Origin of the sequence: Glaciihabitans sp. UYNi722, from assembly GCF_040549465.1 — a bacterium.
Taxonomy (GTDB): domain Bacteria; phylum Actinomycetota; class Actinomycetes; order Actinomycetales; family Microbacteriaceae; genus Lacisediminihabitans.
The window spans coordinates 94,734-110,587 of sequence record NZ_JBEPTL010000008.1; the positions used below are offsets into that span (position 1 = coordinate 94,734).

Sequence of the window (15,854 nt, forward strand, 5' to 3'; positions counted from 1 at the left end):
CGCCGCCACGGATCACGACGCTCTTGATGACGTCACCTCTGTTGGCCGGTATTCCGATCACTTGTCGCATCCCTCTACTGCAGGAGCGACCGGAACATTGCGCGAACTTGACCGAGCGCCCATAACCATACGTCCAACCCAGCAACACGCGCTCCGTGCTGCCAGAGGTACGGAAATGAAAGGAGGAACCACACGATGAACACCACCAACACGGCCACCGAGCTGGTCACGCCGAGCAAGAGATTCAAAGTAATTTATGCCGACCCGCCCTGGGACATTTCTCAGAAAGGTGCCCGCGGGGCAGTCCGACATTACGAGCTGATGACCCTCGACCGCATCAAGAACATGCCGGTCGCTGAACTCGCAGACGACAACGCCACCCTGCTGCTCTGGGTCACCAACGCCGCCCTCCCGGCAGGCCTTGAAGTCATGAAAGCTTGGGGCTTCGAGTACAAAACGAATGCCGCCTGGGATAAGTACTACATGGGACTTGGAAATTATTTCCGCGGTTCCCACGAGTTGCTCCTCCACGGCACTCGCGGGAAGGCGCCCTTCAAGTTCCGTGGCCAACGCTCGACGTTGCAGTTCCCACGGCAGGAACACTCCCACAAGCCCGAGGAAATGATCCCCCTAATCGAACGCGTCCTCGACGGGCCATACCTGGAGCTGTTCGCGCGGCAACGTCCGAACAGCCACTCAAATTGGTCGATATGGGGCGATCAGTGCTCTAGCGACATCACGATTCCCGGATACCCAGTGCCGAGCGACTTCACCGGAGAACAGGAGCGATGACTCATGGCCGACAAAGAACCCACCCCAAAGAACATTGCACAGCGCTTCTTCGACCTCTGCTTGCTGCTCCTCGGAGGCATCATCGCGCTCTGGGTTGCGCTGCAGTTCTTAGCGCAATTCTGGGGCTGGATCGTCCCCATCGCGGTGCTGGTTGCCGCTATCTGGGCGCTGGTTGCCATCATGCGTGCCAGACGGAACCGGTGGTGAGAAGGATGAGCTTGTTCACCCCCGTTAGGTCGTTGCGGAATCGACAACAACGCTTGACAACTCAACACGATGAGTTCATAACAGGCTTCCCGATCTCAAACCCCGAGTTTTCCGCCCCGACAGCACCAATTGCTCGGTACAAGGAAAGGAGGTTGGCCACAATGAGTCGAACTAATCGTGAGTATCGCCACAAGAGCGAGACGAACATCTGGGTCACGAGCATGCGCAACGAGCACCTGCGGCCAGGCGAGATAGCGAAGATCGTCAGCGGGATGGCTCGAGAACGAGCCCTCGCGTCCGCGCAAGCCGAAGCCGACGCGCAGAACGAGCACCCCCTGGTGTACCCCAACGTCGTTGCCTCTCCGTCTTCAGAAGAGGAGGTTGATCATGACGCCTCCTCGTAACGCGAAGATCCCACCGATGTTCCTGCGTCTGCACCTGCCGTCGCCATTGAAGGCCGACAATGTTGGGGAACTCCTGGCACGACTTGCCCAGCCCGACGCCCCAATCCCACTCATCCTCGAAACACGCGTGACCGACGACGGAATCGCCTATCTCCTTGGCGTTCACCCTTTCGCCGCCGAACACCTCGCGCGCCTTCTCCGGGACCTTGTGCCTGGCATCCGCAGCGTGGCGACACAGCCAGGTGTTCGTTCGCCGGTGGAGGCCGGTGGCCACATCGGCATCCACCCGCATGGCTTGCCTATCCGTGTCGACGGTGCCGATACGACAGTTCGTGCAATCTTTTCCGCGTTCGGTGCTCGCCGCCAAGGTGAAACAGCGGTCGTTCAAGTAATCATCGGCCTCGGCCATCCGCCACGTGCGTTGCCGACGAAGGTCACCGACCCGAGCGCGCCGCTCTGGAAATCCCTGAGTTACGGGAAACAAGTCGCGCCGCCAGAAATGCGCTCCCGAATGAAGGCCACTGCGGAGCAACCGACCCTCGATATGTGCATCCGGATCGGCGCAAGTGCAGGAACACCTGAAAGACGCAAACGCCTTGTGGTCGAGCTCGTCGGCGCGATGGCGACCGCGCAAAGCCCCGGTGTTCGGTTGCAGCTTGTCCGCGAAGATGTCGGGCGGCTCAATACCGCGTTCATCCCGTCACGTTGGCCAATGCGTGTCTCCGTTGCGGAACTTCTCCCTCTGATTGCATGGCCAGTCGGGGACCAAGAACTTCCCGGACTTCCTCCTCATCACCCGCGACTCGTGCCAGCCCCGGCGTCCCTCTCGACAACGGAGAACGTATTTGCGACCGCGAGCGCTCAGGGTGACACTCGCCTCGTAGGCATCCGAACGCCCGGGCGAATGCAACACCTCGTGGTCACAGGCCCAACGGGCTCGGGCAAGTCGATGGTGTTCGCCTCGCTGATTGCCCAGGACATTACGGTCGGGCGACCACTTGTGCTAGTCGACCCGAAACGTCAGCTTGTCGATTTCATTTCCGAACGAGTGCCCGCCCAGTTGGCCGACCGTGTCGTGATCATTGATGCTGCGGACGCAAACCCTGTGGGCTTCAATCCACTTGACGCTGAGGGTCGCAACAAGGACGTAGTGGTCGATGGCATTCTAAGCGCCTTCAAAGCAGTGTTCGAAGACGGATGGGGACCGCGCACCGAAGACCTGCTACACGCAGGGCTCTTGTCGCTGGCCACGGCAGGCGAGGCACGAAGCGACCCCTACACACTGCTCGACCTGCCACGACTGCTCACCGACGCCCCCTTCCGCCGTTCGGTGATCGGGGCCATAGCTGGCGATCAGACGTTGGCTTCGTTCTGGGCTGGATTTGAGGAGCTCTCGCTGGGAGCGAGGGCTCAGATTATCGCTGCGCCCATGAACAAACTGCGCAAGTTCGTGCTCCGCAAGAACCTGGCCGCAGTGCTTGGGCAACCGCGCCCACGATTCCGGCTGCGGGATGTCTTCCGAGAAGGTAAGGCCGTGCTCGTTCCCCTCAACGACGCCCTGCTCGGCCCCGGTGCCGCACAGCTGCTCGGCAGCCTCGTTGTGGCCGAGCTGTGGATGGCAACTCTGGAACGGGCAGCGGAAAGCAGACCGCTGGATCGCCCTGCCGCGATCTACATCGATGAGGTGCAACAATTCCTACACCTGCCAACCTCTATCGCTGATGCTCTCGCTACCTCCCGTTCTTACGGAGTGAGTTGGAATCTGGCGCACCAGTTTCGCGACCAACTACCAGCGCAGATGCGCTCTGCCTTCGACGCCAACGCGCGCAACAAAGTCGTGTTCGGCCTTGGGCCGGACGATGCGCGTGACCTCGCGAGAATGGCACCTGGATTGGTGGCTGAGGACTTCATGGCGCTGAAGCCCTACGACGTCTACGCGAACGTCGTAGATGACGGAGCACCCGCAGGCTGGTTCTCCGCCCGCACCCTCGCCCCAACAGCCGCCCTGCACGACGGACACATTGTTCGCCAGAGGAGCCGCGACCAGTGGGGACAAGTACAGAAGGCCGAACCAGTCTCCGCGTCCGAGTCGGGCGACATACTCAGCGAGCCCGATCCTGTAGGCAGCGTGAAGGCGAGGCGATCATGAATGCCGCCATTGCCCGAAGCGCCCACTTGACCACTGTCGTCATATGTCCGGTCGCCTGTCCGGTCGCTGTTCCGCTCACGACGATGGACACCGCTGGGCAGGGGCGAAGTTGTGCGGCTCCAGGCTCGAACTGGGATGGGACTCTCCCTGTTTCCAGGGATCACTTTCTCACCCGTGCGGAGGCCAACCCCAGCTGGTCTGGAGGTCGTCATAAATAACTCGTGGACTCCTTACAAGACCGAGATGCTCCTTCAACTGCTCACCGACCGCGATCTGGCACTGCTGCAGGACATCGAACAATTCCGGCTGCTCAGCACCCGACAGATCCAACGCCTGCACTTCGGCATCGGGCACGCGACCATTTCAGCCGCAACACGCGGCACCGTCCGAGTGCTGGGGCGCCTCGAGACCCGCGGGTTCCTCGTCCGGCTGGAACGTCGCATCGGGGGCATCAAGCACGGCTCATCCGGCAACGTCTGGCAACTTTCTGCAACGGGCGAACGGCTCCTACGCGCTCTACGAGGGGATGGAGCCAGGCGGCGGTTCGTGGAACCGGGAGCACCGTTCACCGATCACACTCTTGAGGTCGCGGACCTTGCCGTGTGGCTGCGTGAAGCGGCACGCGAGGGACGCTTCGATTTGCTTGAGCTCGACGCCGAGCCCGAATGCTGGCGCGAGTTCACCGCCAGCCACGGCGGGCTGCTGTGGCTGAAACCGGACCTGTACGTAGTGACCGCGACGGCGGCGGTCGAGGAGCATGCGTTCGTCGAGGTGGATCGAGGCACCGAGCACATGCCCGCAATCCTGCGCAAGTGCGCCAGCTACCAGCGCTACTTCCAGACCGGCAACGAGCAGCACCGGCAAGGCATCTTCCCGGCCATCGTCTGGGTCGTGCCCAGCGAGCAACGAGCGGCCAAGCTGCGCACGAGCATCCGCGGCGACCCGACCCTGACCGACACGCTGTTCCGGGTCACCAGCGCGCAGAACGCCGTCACGATGCTCACGCCAAGAGATGAACAACCAGTAACCGAAAGGAGAAATCACTTATGAACTACCAAACAGGAACCACCACAGCGGCGCGAACAGCGCCGGACCAGTCGATCCGAGCACGACACCACATCAACGTCGCTCTTGCCGAATCCGGCATTGAGCTGATCGATGCCGTGACAGCGCGCATCATCGCCGCCACCGTGCACGGCGGGTACCGCACCGCGCTTTGCAACTTCGCGGCAACCGGGATCCTCAGCGGGAACGTGGCACTCGCAGAACTGCGAGCAGTCCCGTCGACGCAGCTTGCGGGGACATGGCGTAAGGCCTTCACCAACTTTGTGATCGCGGCAGGGAGCGACAGTGATGAATGACCTATCGCCAGAAACAAACCCACCCGGCAAGTACAAAGCCGAACTACCGGACGCCGACAACCCGAACCTTGACGCCGAAGAGCCCGAGAACGGGGACGCACTTGTCGAATTTATCGAATCCGGAATCGATGCTGCCCGTGAACGTCAAACCGACGTCACCGAGCACACGGCCCGCGCCATCGCTCGAGCGATAGCCAACGCGCTCGGTGATAACGGTCTCACCCTTGGCGAGTTCGCCCGCACTGGTGCGGTCAGCTACACCGCCCTCAGCAATGAGTTCCTCGAGGTCTACAACGACCCGACCACTCCGGCTCAAGTTCGCACCTGGATCGACTGGCTCGGCACCTACCTGGTGCAAGCGAATCAGGAGGGGTCGGGTTGGCGGTTCATGATCAATGACGCCGCCCCACAGCTCAACCGACTGTTGGTCGCTACGAGGATCTCCCTGGGATGCACAGTCTCGACGGTGCATATTCCGGCCAGTAAGACACTCGAGGAGGTCAACGCTCTCACCCGCCACCTCAACGCTCTGCCGACCGTCGGGACCACCCCGTTCCAAGTCTTCCTGACACTGCCCGACGTGGATGCGAGCGCCAACAACGTCACGGATTCCTTCCAAGACAATTACGTCGGAAACTTCGTGTCCATTGAAGACGCGCTCTACGGGTTGGTCGAACTTGAGGAGTGGGAAACAGACCTCCACAACTTCGCTGCCGTACGCGGAATTCTGACTAAAGCCGTGTCGATAGACCACGACATGGTCGAAGCGCAGACCAGAGAGATGTACGACCTCGTCGAGCGTGAGGGAGTGATCTATGCCTTCAACAAATGAAACGCCACGCGCCCGCCCTTCCGGTTCGGGCTCGCAGCGGAAGGCCGGGCGGCCCCGAGAAGATCGTCGAATCCGCATCGAGCCCGAACATCTCGATCAGATCGACCATCGGCGACTCGCGCGTGCGCTCCTTCGGCTTGCACAAGACGAGTACGACTCGCCACACGCCAGCCCTGCGAATGCTTCGCCTCCTCGCTCATTCCCCTCAAAGGCCCGTGTCAGGGGCCACGAGCCCGACACCGGGCCTTGTCCCGGGGCAGGCGACCACTCAGGCGAAGAGCCGCCGAAAGCGGTGGACAGAGGCGCAGGCGCAGAGAGGGCGTAAGGCAGCGCAGGAGAGCACCAGGCTCCAGAGACGACGGAACGAATGACGAATGACCAGGATCACCGAGGCGATTTTTACATCACCGAACCACCAGGGGCGACCTCGGGTGAAGGTGCCCTGAACCCCACCAAACCGCTGGACTTCGCAGGCCAGAAGAGCGTTAATCCGGAGGACAATAACGGAGGAAATCAACTTATGACCCCGAATAGCCCCGAGCCCGCAACCTTGACGCCGACCGTCAACTCAACGATCGGACTCGAACATCTCTACGCGAAGCCCCCGAAATTAGGAAGCACACCTGCCTCCGCAGTCGCTCAAGCAGTGGTCTACCTGCGCGTCTCAACACCCCGGCAGTTGCACACCGCCGCCGACCTCGACGAGGACGGCAACAGCATCGCGACCCAGCGCGTTGAAGCGCTGCGTAAGGTGAGGGAGCTCAAAGCGACGGTCGCACAAGAATTCCTGGAGCCCGGCCAGTCTGCGCAGACCATCATCAAACGCACGGAGTTCAAGAAACTTCTTCGCTACATCGACGAACACCCCGATGTGAAATATGTGGTGATTTACATGCGCTCGCGCGTGTTCCGCAACTTCACCGATGCAGCTATCACCAAGCGCCAGCTCTTAGAGAAGGGCGTCCGTCTGGTGTCGGCCAAGGAGGAATTCGGTGAGGGATACATGGCCGATGCCATGGAAGCCATCACCGACGTCATGAACGAAGTCCAAGTCCGTATGAACGGCGAAGACGTCAAGGTGAAGATGGCCCACAAAGTCGAACAGGGCGGGTCAGTCGGCCGCGCCAAGCTCGGCTACCTCAACGTCCGCAAGGATTACAGCGGTCGCCTCGTCAACACCATCGATGTCGACCCGGAACGAGCGCCGCTCGTCGCTTGGGCGTTCGAGCAATACGCCACGGGCCAATATTCGATAAGCCAGCTCCGCGAGCTAATGGAAGAGCAGGGACTAACCACTCGCGCCTCGCCAAGCCGATCGGAGCGGCCCGTCAGCAATAGTCGGCTGGCTGGAATTCTGCGTGACCCGTATTACACCGGAGTGATCCGCTACAAGGGAAAGCTCTACGGCGGACGCCACCAGGCGGTGATCTCGAAAGAGACGTTCATCCAGGTGCAAGACATCCTTGATCAGCGCAATCGTCAAGGCGACCGAGATATTGTCCATTTTCACTACCTCAAAGGAATGCTCTACTGCGGTGAGTGCCTTGCTGCCGGACGACGTAGTCGTTTGCTGTACAGCCAAAACACTGGCAACGGCGGCACATACGAATACTTCATATGCACGGCAAAACAGCGGCGACTCTGTTCGACGCCGGCTATCCGCATCGAGCAGATCGAAGCGCACCTCACTCTCGTCGTCGATGGTGAACGGCTAACTATTGAAGCAATCGAGGGTCTGAAGTCACTCGTCACTACGACGATCGACGACCTGCTTGGGGCCGAGCGGGACGCCAAGGCGCAGCTTCAGAAACAGCTGCGAAAGCTGGAAGCGCAGGAGGAGCGCCTCATTGAGCTCGCCGCCGACGGCACCCTTCCAATATCGAAGATCCGCTCCAAGATCGAACAGACCACAATCCAGAAGGAAGCCATCAAGGAAAAGCTCGCCGTCACCAGTGAACGGCTGAAGTATGGAGCCGAGAAAGCGATTGCGTATCTCGATCTGCTACGTGATCCCGGCGATCTCTACCGCAATGCTCCGACGCCCGTGCGCCGGGACCTGCTCGCGGCCTTCTTCAGCAGACTGATTGTCTACGTGGAATATGACGGCGTCAGGGTGGAGAGCGAGCGAAACAGCGCCAACAACACCGTCCGCGAGTTGCAGGGGCACTGCGAGCGGGTCGGGAGCCAGTCCATCACCGAAAACACAAAAACTCCCCGCCCGAGGGCGAGGAGTTCAAAATTCAATCTAAGGGCTAGTTCATTTGACCTTGGTTTGAGTAACGCTGATCTGGCTGGGGTACCTGGACTCGAACCAAGAACAAAAGAATCAGAATCTTCCGTGTTGCCAATTACACCATACCCCACCGCACCTGACCGAAGCCGGGCCGACTAGTCACTCTAACCTACGGTTCGGGGGTCAAACAAATGGACGCCTCCCACCGCGCGTCCGGACTCGGGTGGGACAATTCGGGAAACCCCACGAATCGAGTGCACCACGCCTTCCATCCTGACTTTCCTCACCAGCTGGCGCCTCGATCCGGTGACACTCGTCGCCCTGGCGGTCGCCGGTACCCTCTACGGGTTCGCGGTCGCGCTGCTCCATCGCCGCGGCATCCGCTGGCCGGTCATGAGAACGCTCGGCTTTTCACTGCTCGGGCTTGGCTCTTTCGCCGTCGTGAACTTCGGCTTCCTCGGCGTCTACAGCGAGGGGCTCCGCTGGGCGTTCACGACTCGGATCGCACTGCTGCTTTTCGCGGTGCCCGGGCTGCTCAGCCTCGGCGCACCCGTCACGCTCTCGCGACTGGTGCTCAGCGGTGCGCCGCTCAGGGTCATGGATGCCGTGCTGCAATCCTGGCCGATTCGGCTATTCGGCAACGCGGTCTTCGCACCCGTCTTCGCGCTCGCGGCGTTCTCGGTATTCCTCACCCCGCTCGCCGGCAGCCTCAGGGAGAGTCTGCTGGCCGGTGCGATCCTCACCATCACCGTGCCGATCGCGGGCCTGCTGATGGTGCTGCCGATCGTGGAGCACACCACGCAACGCACCAGCTTCTTCATCACCGTCGAGTTCCTGCTCGTGTTCGTCGAACTCGTCGTGGATGCGATCCCGGCGATCATGATGCGCCTCAACGGATCAGTGCTCGACAGAATCGGACCGGTCCTCGGGTCGCTGCCCGGCTGGTTCCCGAACGCGTTGCACGACCAGCATCTCGCGGGCGACTTCCTCTGGTTCATCGCCGAGGTCGCAGACGTGCCGATACTCATCCTGCTCTTCATCCGCTGGTCGAAGATCGATCGGCGGGAAGCGAAGAACCTTGACGACCTCAGCGATGAGGAGATGGACGCGCTCACCCGCGAACACCTGAGGCAACGGCCGCGCTGACGTGGCTCCGGCGCGCAACGAGCTCAGGCGCACAAAGGGCTCAGGCCCGCGCGATGCCGATCAGGTCACGGTTGATGGCGGCAGCCACGCGCGCACCGGCTCCGGCCGCCACGATGAGCTGCTGCGGCCCCGGCGCGGTGGAGTCGCCGGCAGCGTAGACGCCGGTGGCGCTGGTGCGTCCGTCGGCATCCGTCAGCAGCAGGCCCCAACCGTCGGTGGAGAGCTGCAGTTCCGCAACATAGTCGAGCGCCGCGTCCCAGCGCGGTCGCACGAAGCCGCCCTCGACCGCGATGGCGGATCCGTCAGCGAGCGACACGGCGGAGACGACGCCACGCTCCCCCACGACATCCGCGATCTCACGACGCTCGACACGAACACCTCGAGCGGCCAGCACCGCCTCCTGCGAGTCGGTGATACGGCCCACGCCATTGGTAAAGACGATGAGATTGTGACTCCACTGCGCGATGAGCAGGGCCCGTGCCGCCAGATCGCTGGTCTCACCGATGAGGGCGAGCGGCCTGTCGCTGTGCTCGTAGCCGTCGCATTCGACGCAGCTGAATAGTCCGAGGCCATAGAAGGCACGGATGCTGGGCAGCGCAGGCAGCGTCTCCTTCAGTCCGGTAGCCACCAGCACGCTCGCGGCGGTGACCGACCTGCTCGGCGACCCGTTCACCCCTTTGGCATCAACCGCGAACGCCCCGTCAAGGCGGGAAACGCTCCGCACTGTGGCCAGTTGGAACTCAGCCTCCGGATACTGCGCCAGTTCCTCGCGGGCGAGGCGACGCAGCTCGTGAGGCGCGATGCCGTCGCGGGTGATGAAACCGTGCGAGACCATGGTCGCGGCGTTCCGCGGACGGTTGCCGTCGAGCAGCAGCACGTGGCGGCGGGCACGGGCGAGGTTGAGGGCGGCGCTCAAGCCCGCGGGGCCGGCGCCGACGATGACGACGTCGTAGTGATCCGCCACCGGTTACAACCGTGCGGCGAGCCGGCCGAGACGAGCGAGTGACGACTCCTTGCCGAGCAGCTCCATCGACTCGAAGAGCGGCGGGCTGATGCGGCGACCGGAGATCGCGGTGCGCAGCGGACCGAACGCGATGCGCGGTTTGAGTCCGCCACCCTCGATGAGTTCTGCGCGAAGCACACGCTCGATGTTCTCGTGCGACCAATCGTTCAGCTGTTCGAGTTCGGCCACAGCCGCGTCGAGAATGAGGGCGGCGTCGTGGCCGGGCATGGCATCCGCGTCGTACTCGATCCTGTCATCCGGTGTGAACAGGAATCCGAGCAACCCTGGCGCCTCGCCGAGCAGCTGCATGCGCTCCTGCACGAGCGGTGCGGCCTCGCGGAGAATCGCCTCCTGCGTGGCCGTGGGCGGATCGGCGAGATAGTCACCGAGGTAGGGCACCAGGCGCGCTGCGAAGTCTTCGACCGGCAGCATCCTGATGTGGTCCCCGTTGATCGACTCGGCCTTCTTCAGGTCGAACTGGGCCGGGTTGGGGTTGAGGTCGGCGACGTCGAAGGCCGCCACCATCTCGTCAAGCGAGAACACGTCGCGATCGTGGGTGAGCGACCAACCGAGGAGCGCCAGGTAGTTGATGAGTCCTTCTGGGATGAATCCGCGATCCCTGTGGTGGAAGAGATTGGACTCCGGATTGCGCTTCGACAGCTTCTTGTTGCCGTCGCCACGCACCAGGGGCAGATGCCCGAAGCGGGGCACGAAGGTGGTGACACCGATCTCGGCGAGCGCGTGGTGCAGCGCGATCTGCCGCGGGGTGGAGGACAGCAGGTCTTCGCCGCGAAGCACATGGGTGATGCCCATGAGGGCGTCGTCAACGGGGTTCACGAAGGTGTACAAGGGTGCGCCATTGGGCCGCACGACCACGAAGTCGGTGAAACTGCCGGCGGGGAAGGTGATCTCACCGCGCACCAGGTCGTCGAAGCTCAGGTCGGTGTCCGGAACGCGGAGGCGCAGCGCGGGGGCTCGACCTTCCGCACGGAAGGCAGCCCTCTCCTCTTCGGTCAGCGCGCGCTCGAAGTTGTCGTAACCCTGCTTGGGATCACGGCCCGCGGCGACATTGCGCGCCTCCATCTCCTCGCCGGTGACGAAGCTTTCGTAAAGATAGCCGCCGGTCGTGAGCTTCTCGATGATGTCGAGGTAGATGTCGGAGCGCTGGGACTGCCGGTACGGCCCATCCGGTCCGCCCTTCTCAACGCCCTCATCCCAGTCGATGCCGAGCCAGGTGAGGCCGTCGAGCAGCTGCAGGTAGCTCTCCTCGCTGTCACGGGCGGCATCCGTGTCTTCGATGCGGAACACGAGTTTTCCGCCGGTGTGGCGCGCATAGGCCCAGTTGAACAGGGCGGTGCGGATGAGACCGACGTGCGGCGTTCCGGTGGGCGATGGGCAGAAGCGGACGCGGACGTCGGCTCCGGAGGCTGTGCTGAAGGTGGCAGGCATGGCTCCATAATCCTAACGAGCGCACCGAGGCAGCGCGCAGCAGCCGAACTGGTCGCCGACCCACGGAAAGGTCCCCACGCGGGTCGTGTGAACTCTAGACAGCCCTCAGCCATCCCCGGCGGAGCAGGCTGATACTGACGAGCACGGCCGCGAAGAATGGCACCCCCACCAGGCCGAGAGCGAGCATGTGCCAGGCGAGAAGCCCCTGCGACGCGAAGCTACTGACGATAGCCAGTATCCCGCTCACAACGACACCGGCAGCAACCGGTGCGATCGTGGCGACGAGCTTGTCCCTTCGCGACCAGACCGGCGATGCCCAGAGCATCGCGACGCCGACCAGCCATCCGAAGAACGGCAGGACAAGACCGCCGAAAGCGAGCAGCACCACGGTGAGTACGACATACCAGCGTTGCGAACCGGCTGCGACCGGCTGCACCGGCTCGGTCTCCATCGGCGCCGCTCCCATACCCTCGCGGGCCTCCGCGGCGATGAAGGCCGGGTCGCCCAATTCTTCGATCCTGGATGCCGCAGCCGCCGCATCCAGTCCATCGAGTTCCTCGGCGATACCCGCAACGAGCCCCTGGCTGACCTCAGCCGAAACACCCGCCAGGGCTCTCTCCAGTTCGTTCAGATAGGTACGAACCACCCGGGGAGTCGTTGTCTCAGCCATCACTGTCGTCCTTTCCTACGAGTTCTTGCACCGTGCTGGTAAACGATCCCCACTGCCGCCGAAAGCTGCCCAGCTGGTCGTTGCCCGCCTCCGTGAGGCGGTGGTACTTTCGCGCCGGACCCGTGGCCGACACTTCGTCATAGCTGCTGACGAGGCCTCTGGAGCGGAGCCGGCTGAGCACCGGATAGAGCGTGCCGATGCTGGCGATCATGCCGTGCGAGACCAGTTGTTCAGAGAGCAGCCAACCGTACATCGGCTCACGGTCGAGCAGGCCGAGCAGGCAGTATTCGACCACTCCTTTACGGAGCTGCGCACTTACATCCACTGTCATGCATAACAAGCTACCTTGCGATGCACGCTAGTGCAAATCACCGGACGCAGCTCTCCGGCAGGGCCCAGCAAGACTCTCGCGGCGGAGAAAAGTTCTCGCGGACGGAACAATAATTCGGTCCGCGAGAGGATATCTCCGCCGCGAGGAATCCGGAGCAAGTTCGGCACCGGGGCCGGGCGCGAACACTCTCAGCCCAGGTAGACGAGCCCCAGTGCCAGGCAGAGGATGACGATCCACGAGACGAGACCGGCGCCGAGGGCACGCAGCCCGGAACGTGCCAGCTGCTCGAGGCGGAGGGATGCACCGATCGCGAAGAGCGCGCAGGCCAGCAGCGCGGACTGCAGGAAGTCGGCGATGTTGAGCACGGCATCCGGCAGCGGCAGGAATGAGCGGAGTAGCACTGCGACGACGAAGCCGACGATGAACAGCGGGACGATGGGCGGGTTCTTCTTCGGGGACTCGTCAACGGGCTGGGAGAGCGACTGGTCAGAGAGCGAGCGCTCAGAAAGCGACGGCCCAGGGCGCGAGCGCCGGCGGGTCTGGATCGAGGCGATCGCCACCATCGGCGCGAGCATGAGCACCCTGGTCAGCTTGACGACCACGGCGATGGCGAGCGCAGCCGCCCCTGCGGTCTGCGCCGTGGCGACAACCTGGCCGACGTCGTGCACACTGGCTCCGACCCAGTGACCGAATTGCCTGGCATCCAGCCCGAGCAGTGCCGAGAGCGCCGGGAGCACCACAATGGCCAGCGTGCCGTAGAGAGTGACGAGGGTGATCGGGGTGCCGGTGTCCTTCTCGTCAGAACCGCGCGCGGCCGCCATCGCTCCGACCGCCGAGACACCGCAGATCGAGAATCCGGCGGCCATCAGCACCGCCTGGTCTCCTTCCAGGCGGAACAGCCGCCCGATCAGCCAGGTGATCACGAAACTGATACCGACGAGGGCGATGATGGCCAGGATCGCCACCCAGCCGAGCGCCGCGATGTCACCGAGGCTGAGCTTGAATCCCAACACCACGATGCCCAGACGCAGCAGGCGACGAGCCGCGATCGCGAGACCCGGTTTGAAGATGCCGCCCAGCGAGGGTCTGAAGGGTGGGATGCACCCGGCAACAACGCCGAGGATCAGGGATGCTGTCAGCCAGGGCAGCGCCGGTACCAGCAGGTGCACGCCATAGCCGGCGGCAGCACCGACAACGGCGAGCAGCAGACCTGCGAGCCAGGGAAAGCGCCTCACACGCGATTCTTCGCGGGATTGCTCAGCGTTCCGATGCCCTCGATGGTGATATCGACGGTCTGCCCGTCGACGAAACCGCCCTGGCCGGCCGGCGTACCGGTCATGATGACGTCGCCGGGCAGAAGCGTCCAGATATCCGACACGTATTCGATGATCTCCGGAATCTTGTGGATCATGTCCTTCGTGTTGCCGTGCCGACGCTTTTCGCCGTCGACGAAGGTCTGGATGTCAAGGTTCGCCCAATCCAGCTCCGTCTCGATCACCGGACCGAGCGGCGCGAACGTGTCGTAACCCTTCGCCCGCGCCCATTGCCCGTCGGCGAACATCTGGTCGCGTGCCGACACATCGTTGCCGATCGTGTAGCCGAAAATCACGTCCGCGTAGTCCTCGGCCCTCACCCGCTTGGCGATCGTGCCGATCACGATCACAAGTTCGCCCTCGTGCACGATCCGACCCTCAACCGGAGGGATCTGAATCGTGTCGCCGGGGCCGACGACTGCGGTGTTCGGCTTGAGAAAGACCAGCGGACTGGTCGGGCTGTCGGTGTCGTCGCTCAACTCGTCGCGGTGCTCCGCGTAATTCAGTCCGATACAGACGACCTTCGATCGCGGGATGACCGGCGCCAGTAGTTTCGACTGCGTGGCGGGCACCCGCTCCCCCGTCGTCTCGAAACCGCTGAACATCGGGTCCCCGGTGAGCACGACGTAGTCGTCCCCGTCGAGGATGCCGTAGCGGGGGTCGCTGCCAGCGACGCTGAATCGTGCGATTTTCATACCGAGGCCCCGCCCGTCTCAACTCTCAGGGGACGCAATAACATCGTCCCAATCACGCGGAACGTGCTTTCAAGTCCCCCGGATTTCGGGACGGCGAACGGCAAAAAAGTGAGCGTTGGACTGTTCATGCGTCCAGGCGCAGCATCCAGCCGTGCCGATCTTCGACATGGCCGTACTGGATGTCGGTGAGCTCCTGGCGCAATGACATCGTCAACTCGCCGGCCGGGGCATCCGCCGACCCGATCTCGAACCCCTCGGCCTTGATGAGGGCGATCGGGGTGACAACCGCCGCGGTACCGCAGGCAAATGCCTCGACGATCTCACCGGAGGCAACGCCGTCCCGCCATTCGTCGATGGTTACCCTGCGCTGCTCGACGGAATGGCCGCGGTCCCTGGCGAGCTGCAGCACGCTGTCGAGCGTGATCCCCTCGAGGATGCTGCTGGACTCCGGCGTCACGAGCGTGCCGTCTTTCTTGACCAGCACCACATTCATACCGCCGAGTTCCTCGATGAAGCGCCCCTCCTCGGAGTCGAGGAACAGCACCTGGTCGCAGCCGTGCTCGTAGGCCTCCTGCTGGGCGACAAGTGACGAAGCATAGTTTCCCCCGGTCTTCGCGGCACCCATCCCACCCTTGCCGGCGCGCGAGTAGTTGGTGGACAGCCAGATCGACACCGGCTTAACGCCACCCGTGAAGTACGCGCCCGCCGGGCTGGCGATCACGTAGTAGTTGATCTTCTCGGCCGCGCGCACTCCGAGGAAAGCCTCCTTGGCGAACATGAACGGCCGGATGTACAGGCTGGTCTCCGGCGCGAACGGAACCCAGTCGCCGTCGACGGCGATGAGTTGCTTCAGCGACTCGATGAAATACTCGGTCGGGAGTTCCGGCAACGCGAGACGCACGGCCGAACGCTGCATGCGACGCGCGTTGGCGTCCGGGCGGAAGCCCCAGATCGAACCGTCTGTGTGACGGTAGGCCTTGAGTCCCTCAAAGATCTCCTGGGCATAGTGCAGAACGGCCGCCGCGGGGTCGAGGGCGATCGGACCGTAGGGCTGCACGCGTGGGCGGTGCCAGCCCCCGCGCGCCGACCAGCAGATGTCGACCATGTGGTCGGTGAAGAACTTGCCGAAGCCGGGGTCGGAGAGAATCTCCTCGCGCTCGGTCTCGCCCTTCGCAGCGAGATTCTTGGTTACGGTGAAGGCAAGCGTGGTTGGTGCAAGGAGATTGGTGATCATTGTCGGCCCTTCGGTAGTCCTGGTAAGTATTCTGC

15 protein-coding genes, 1 tRNA gene and 1 pseudogene are annotated in these 15,854 nt (G+C 63.0%); 9 read left to right on the forward strand and 8 right to left on the reverse strand.

From position 1 onward, the window contains the following. The first annotated feature begins 195 nt into the window (after window positions 1–195). From ABIB56_RS07965 to ABIB56_RS08000, 8 genes and pseudogenes are all read left to right on the forward strand, one after another. A complete protein-coding gene (locus ABIB56_RS07965) occupies window positions 196–792 on the forward strand; it encodes an MT-A70 family methyltransferase (protein ID WP_354568614.1) in 597 nt (198 codons plus the stop codon). Window positions 793–795: 3 nt separating this feature from the next. After that, window positions 796–999: a hypothetical protein gene (locus tag ABIB56_RS07970; protein WP_354568615.1), complete on the forward strand. Its 204-nt coding sequence runs from the start codon at window positions 796–798 to the stop codon at window positions 997–999. Window positions 1,000–1,160: 161 nt separating this feature from the next. After that, a complete protein-coding gene (locus tag ABIB56_RS07975; protein ID WP_354568616.1) occupies window positions 1,161–1,403 on the forward strand; it encodes a hypothetical protein in 243 nt (80 codons plus the stop codon). After that, a complete protein-coding gene (locus ABIB56_RS07980) occupies window positions 1,387–3,552 on the forward strand; it encodes a type IV secretory system conjugative DNA transfer family protein (protein WP_354568617.1) in 2,166 nt (721 codons plus the stop codon). The genes ABIB56_RS07975 and ABIB56_RS07980 overlap by 17 nt, the downstream gene beginning before the upstream one ends. A 243-nt stretch (window positions 3,553–3,795) precedes the next feature. Further along, entirely contained in the window at window positions 3,796–4,602 is an 807-nt protein-coding gene (locus ABIB56_RS07985; RefSeq protein WP_354568618.1) for a replication-relaxation family protein, read from the forward strand. Then, window positions 4,599–4,913: a hypothetical protein gene (locus ABIB56_RS07990; protein ID WP_354568619.1), complete on the forward strand. Its 315-nt coding sequence runs from the start codon at window positions 4,599–4,601 to the stop codon at window positions 4,911–4,913. The genes ABIB56_RS07985 and ABIB56_RS07990 overlap by 4 nt, the downstream gene beginning before the upstream one ends. Further along, entirely contained in the window at window positions 4,906–5,745 is an 840-nt protein-coding gene (locus ABIB56_RS07995) for a hypothetical protein (protein WP_354568620.1), read from the forward strand. The genes ABIB56_RS07990 and ABIB56_RS07995 overlap by 8 nt, the downstream gene beginning before the upstream one ends. A gap of 520 nt (window positions 5,746–6,265) precedes the next feature. Then, a pseudogene (locus tag ABIB56_RS08000) lies at window positions 6,266–7,369 on the forward strand (recombinase family protein); the annotation flags it as partial. 664 nt (window positions 7,370–8,033) lie between these two features. Here the strand turns inward: ABIB56_RS08000 and ABIB56_RS08005 are convergent. Beyond that, window positions 8,034–8,108, reverse strand: a tRNA-Gln gene (locus tag ABIB56_RS08005). A 176-nt stretch (window positions 8,109–8,284) separates the two neighbouring features. Here ABIB56_RS08005 and ABIB56_RS08010 point away from each other — a divergent pair. Continuing rightward, entirely contained in the window at window positions 8,285–9,124 is an 840-nt protein-coding gene (locus ABIB56_RS08010) for a cytochrome c oxidase assembly protein (RefSeq protein ID WP_354568621.1), read from the forward strand. A 40-nt stretch (window positions 9,125–9,164) separates the two neighbouring features. On the opposite strand, the gene ABIB56_RS08015 is transcribed toward ABIB56_RS08010, so the two are convergent. The 7 genes from ABIB56_RS08015 to ABIB56_RS08045 all read right to left on the reverse strand — a co-directional run bounded on the left by ABIB56_RS08015 (window position 9,165) and on the right by ABIB56_RS08045 (window position 15,819). Next, complete coding sequence (locus ABIB56_RS08015; RefSeq protein WP_354568622.1) at window positions 9,165–10,088, reverse strand: NAD(P)/FAD-dependent oxidoreductase; 924 nt, start codon at window positions 10,086–10,088, stop codon at window positions 9,165–9,167. Window positions 10,089–10,091: 3 nt separating this feature from the next. Then, complete coding sequence (gene gltX, locus ABIB56_RS08020) at window positions 10,092–11,576, reverse strand: glutamate--tRNA ligase (RefSeq protein ID WP_354568623.1); 1,485 nt, start codon at window positions 11,574–11,576, stop codon at window positions 10,092–10,094. 94 nt (window positions 11,577–11,670) lie between these two features. Further along, window positions 11,671–12,246 (reverse strand): HAAS signaling domain-containing protein, encoded by a 576-nt coding sequence (locus tag ABIB56_RS08025; protein ID WP_354568624.1) that lies wholly within the window; start codon window positions 12,244–12,246, stop codon window positions 11,671–11,673. Further along, complete coding sequence (locus ABIB56_RS08030) at window positions 12,239–12,577, reverse strand: PadR family transcriptional regulator (RefSeq protein ID WP_354568625.1); 339 nt, start codon at window positions 12,575–12,577, stop codon at window positions 12,239–12,241. The genes ABIB56_RS08025 and ABIB56_RS08030 overlap by 8 nt, the downstream gene beginning before the upstream one ends. Before the next feature lie 188 nt (window positions 12,578–12,765). Next, window positions 12,766–13,812, reverse strand: coding sequence for a YeiH family protein (locus tag ABIB56_RS08035; protein ID WP_354568626.1), 1,047 nt, complete (start codon window positions 13,810–13,812; stop codon window positions 12,766–12,768). Then, window positions 13,809–14,585, reverse strand: coding sequence for a fumarylacetoacetate hydrolase family protein (locus ABIB56_RS08040; RefSeq protein WP_354568627.1), 777 nt, complete (start codon window positions 14,583–14,585; stop codon window positions 13,809–13,811). The genes ABIB56_RS08035 and ABIB56_RS08040 overlap by 4 nt, the downstream gene beginning before the upstream one ends. A gap of 124 nt (window positions 14,586–14,709) precedes the next feature. Beyond that, the gene (locus tag ABIB56_RS08045) at window positions 14,710–15,819 is read right to left on the reverse strand and encodes a branched-chain amino acid aminotransferase (RefSeq protein WP_354568628.1); all 1,110 of its coding nucleotides are present in this window, start codon (window positions 15,817–15,819) and stop codon (window positions 14,710–14,712) included. Window positions 15,820–15,854 lie beyond the last annotated feature (35 nt).

What these genes read in the sequence shown, in the direction of transcription:
- ABIB56_RS07970 (WP_354568615.1), top strand. Translation starts at nt 796, where the DNA reads ATGGCCGACAAAGAACCCACCCCAAAGAACATTGCACAGCGCTTCTTC.
- ABIB56_RS07995 (WP_354568620.1), top strand. Translation starts at nt 4,906, where the DNA reads ATGAATGACCTATCGCCAGAAACAAACCCACCCGGCAAGTACAAAGCC.
- ABIB56_RS07965 (WP_354568614.1), top strand. Translation starts at nt 196, where the DNA reads ATGAACACCACCAACACGGCCACCGAGCTGGTCACGCCGAGCAAGAGA.
- ABIB56_RS07985 (WP_354568618.1), top strand. Translation starts at nt 3,796, where the DNA reads ATGCTCCTTCAACTGCTCACCGACCGCGATCTGGCACTGCTGCAGGAC.
- ABIB56_RS08040 (WP_354568627.1), bottom strand. Translation starts at nt 14,585, where the DNA reads ATGAAAATCGCACGATTCAGCGTCGCTGGCAGCGACCCCCGCTACGGC.
- gltX (WP_354568623.1), bottom strand. Translation starts at nt 11,576, where the DNA reads ATGCCTGCCACCTTCAGCACAGCCTCCGGAGCCGACGTCCGCGTCCGC.
- ABIB56_RS07975 (WP_354568616.1), top strand. Translation starts at nt 1,161, where the DNA reads ATGAGTCGAACTAATCGTGAGTATCGCCACAAGAGCGAGACGAACATC.
- ABIB56_RS08030 (WP_354568625.1), bottom strand. Translation starts at nt 12,577, where the DNA reads ATGACAGTGGATGTAAGTGCGCAGCTCCGTAAAGGAGTGGTCGAATAC.
- ABIB56_RS07990 (WP_354568619.1), top strand. Translation starts at nt 4,599, where the DNA reads ATGAACTACCAAACAGGAACCACCACAGCGGCGCGAACAGCGCCGGAC.
- ABIB56_RS07980 (WP_354568617.1), top strand. Translation starts at nt 1,387, where the DNA reads ATGACGCCTCCTCGTAACGCGAAGATCCCACCGATGTTCCTGCGTCTG.
- ABIB56_RS08025 (WP_354568624.1), bottom strand. Translation starts at nt 12,246, where the DNA reads ATGGCTGAGACAACGACTCCCCGGGTGGTTCGTACCTATCTGAACGAA.
- ABIB56_RS08045 (WP_354568628.1), bottom strand. Translation starts at nt 15,819, where the DNA reads ATGATCACCAATCTCCTTGCACCAACCACGCTTGCCTTCACCGTAACC.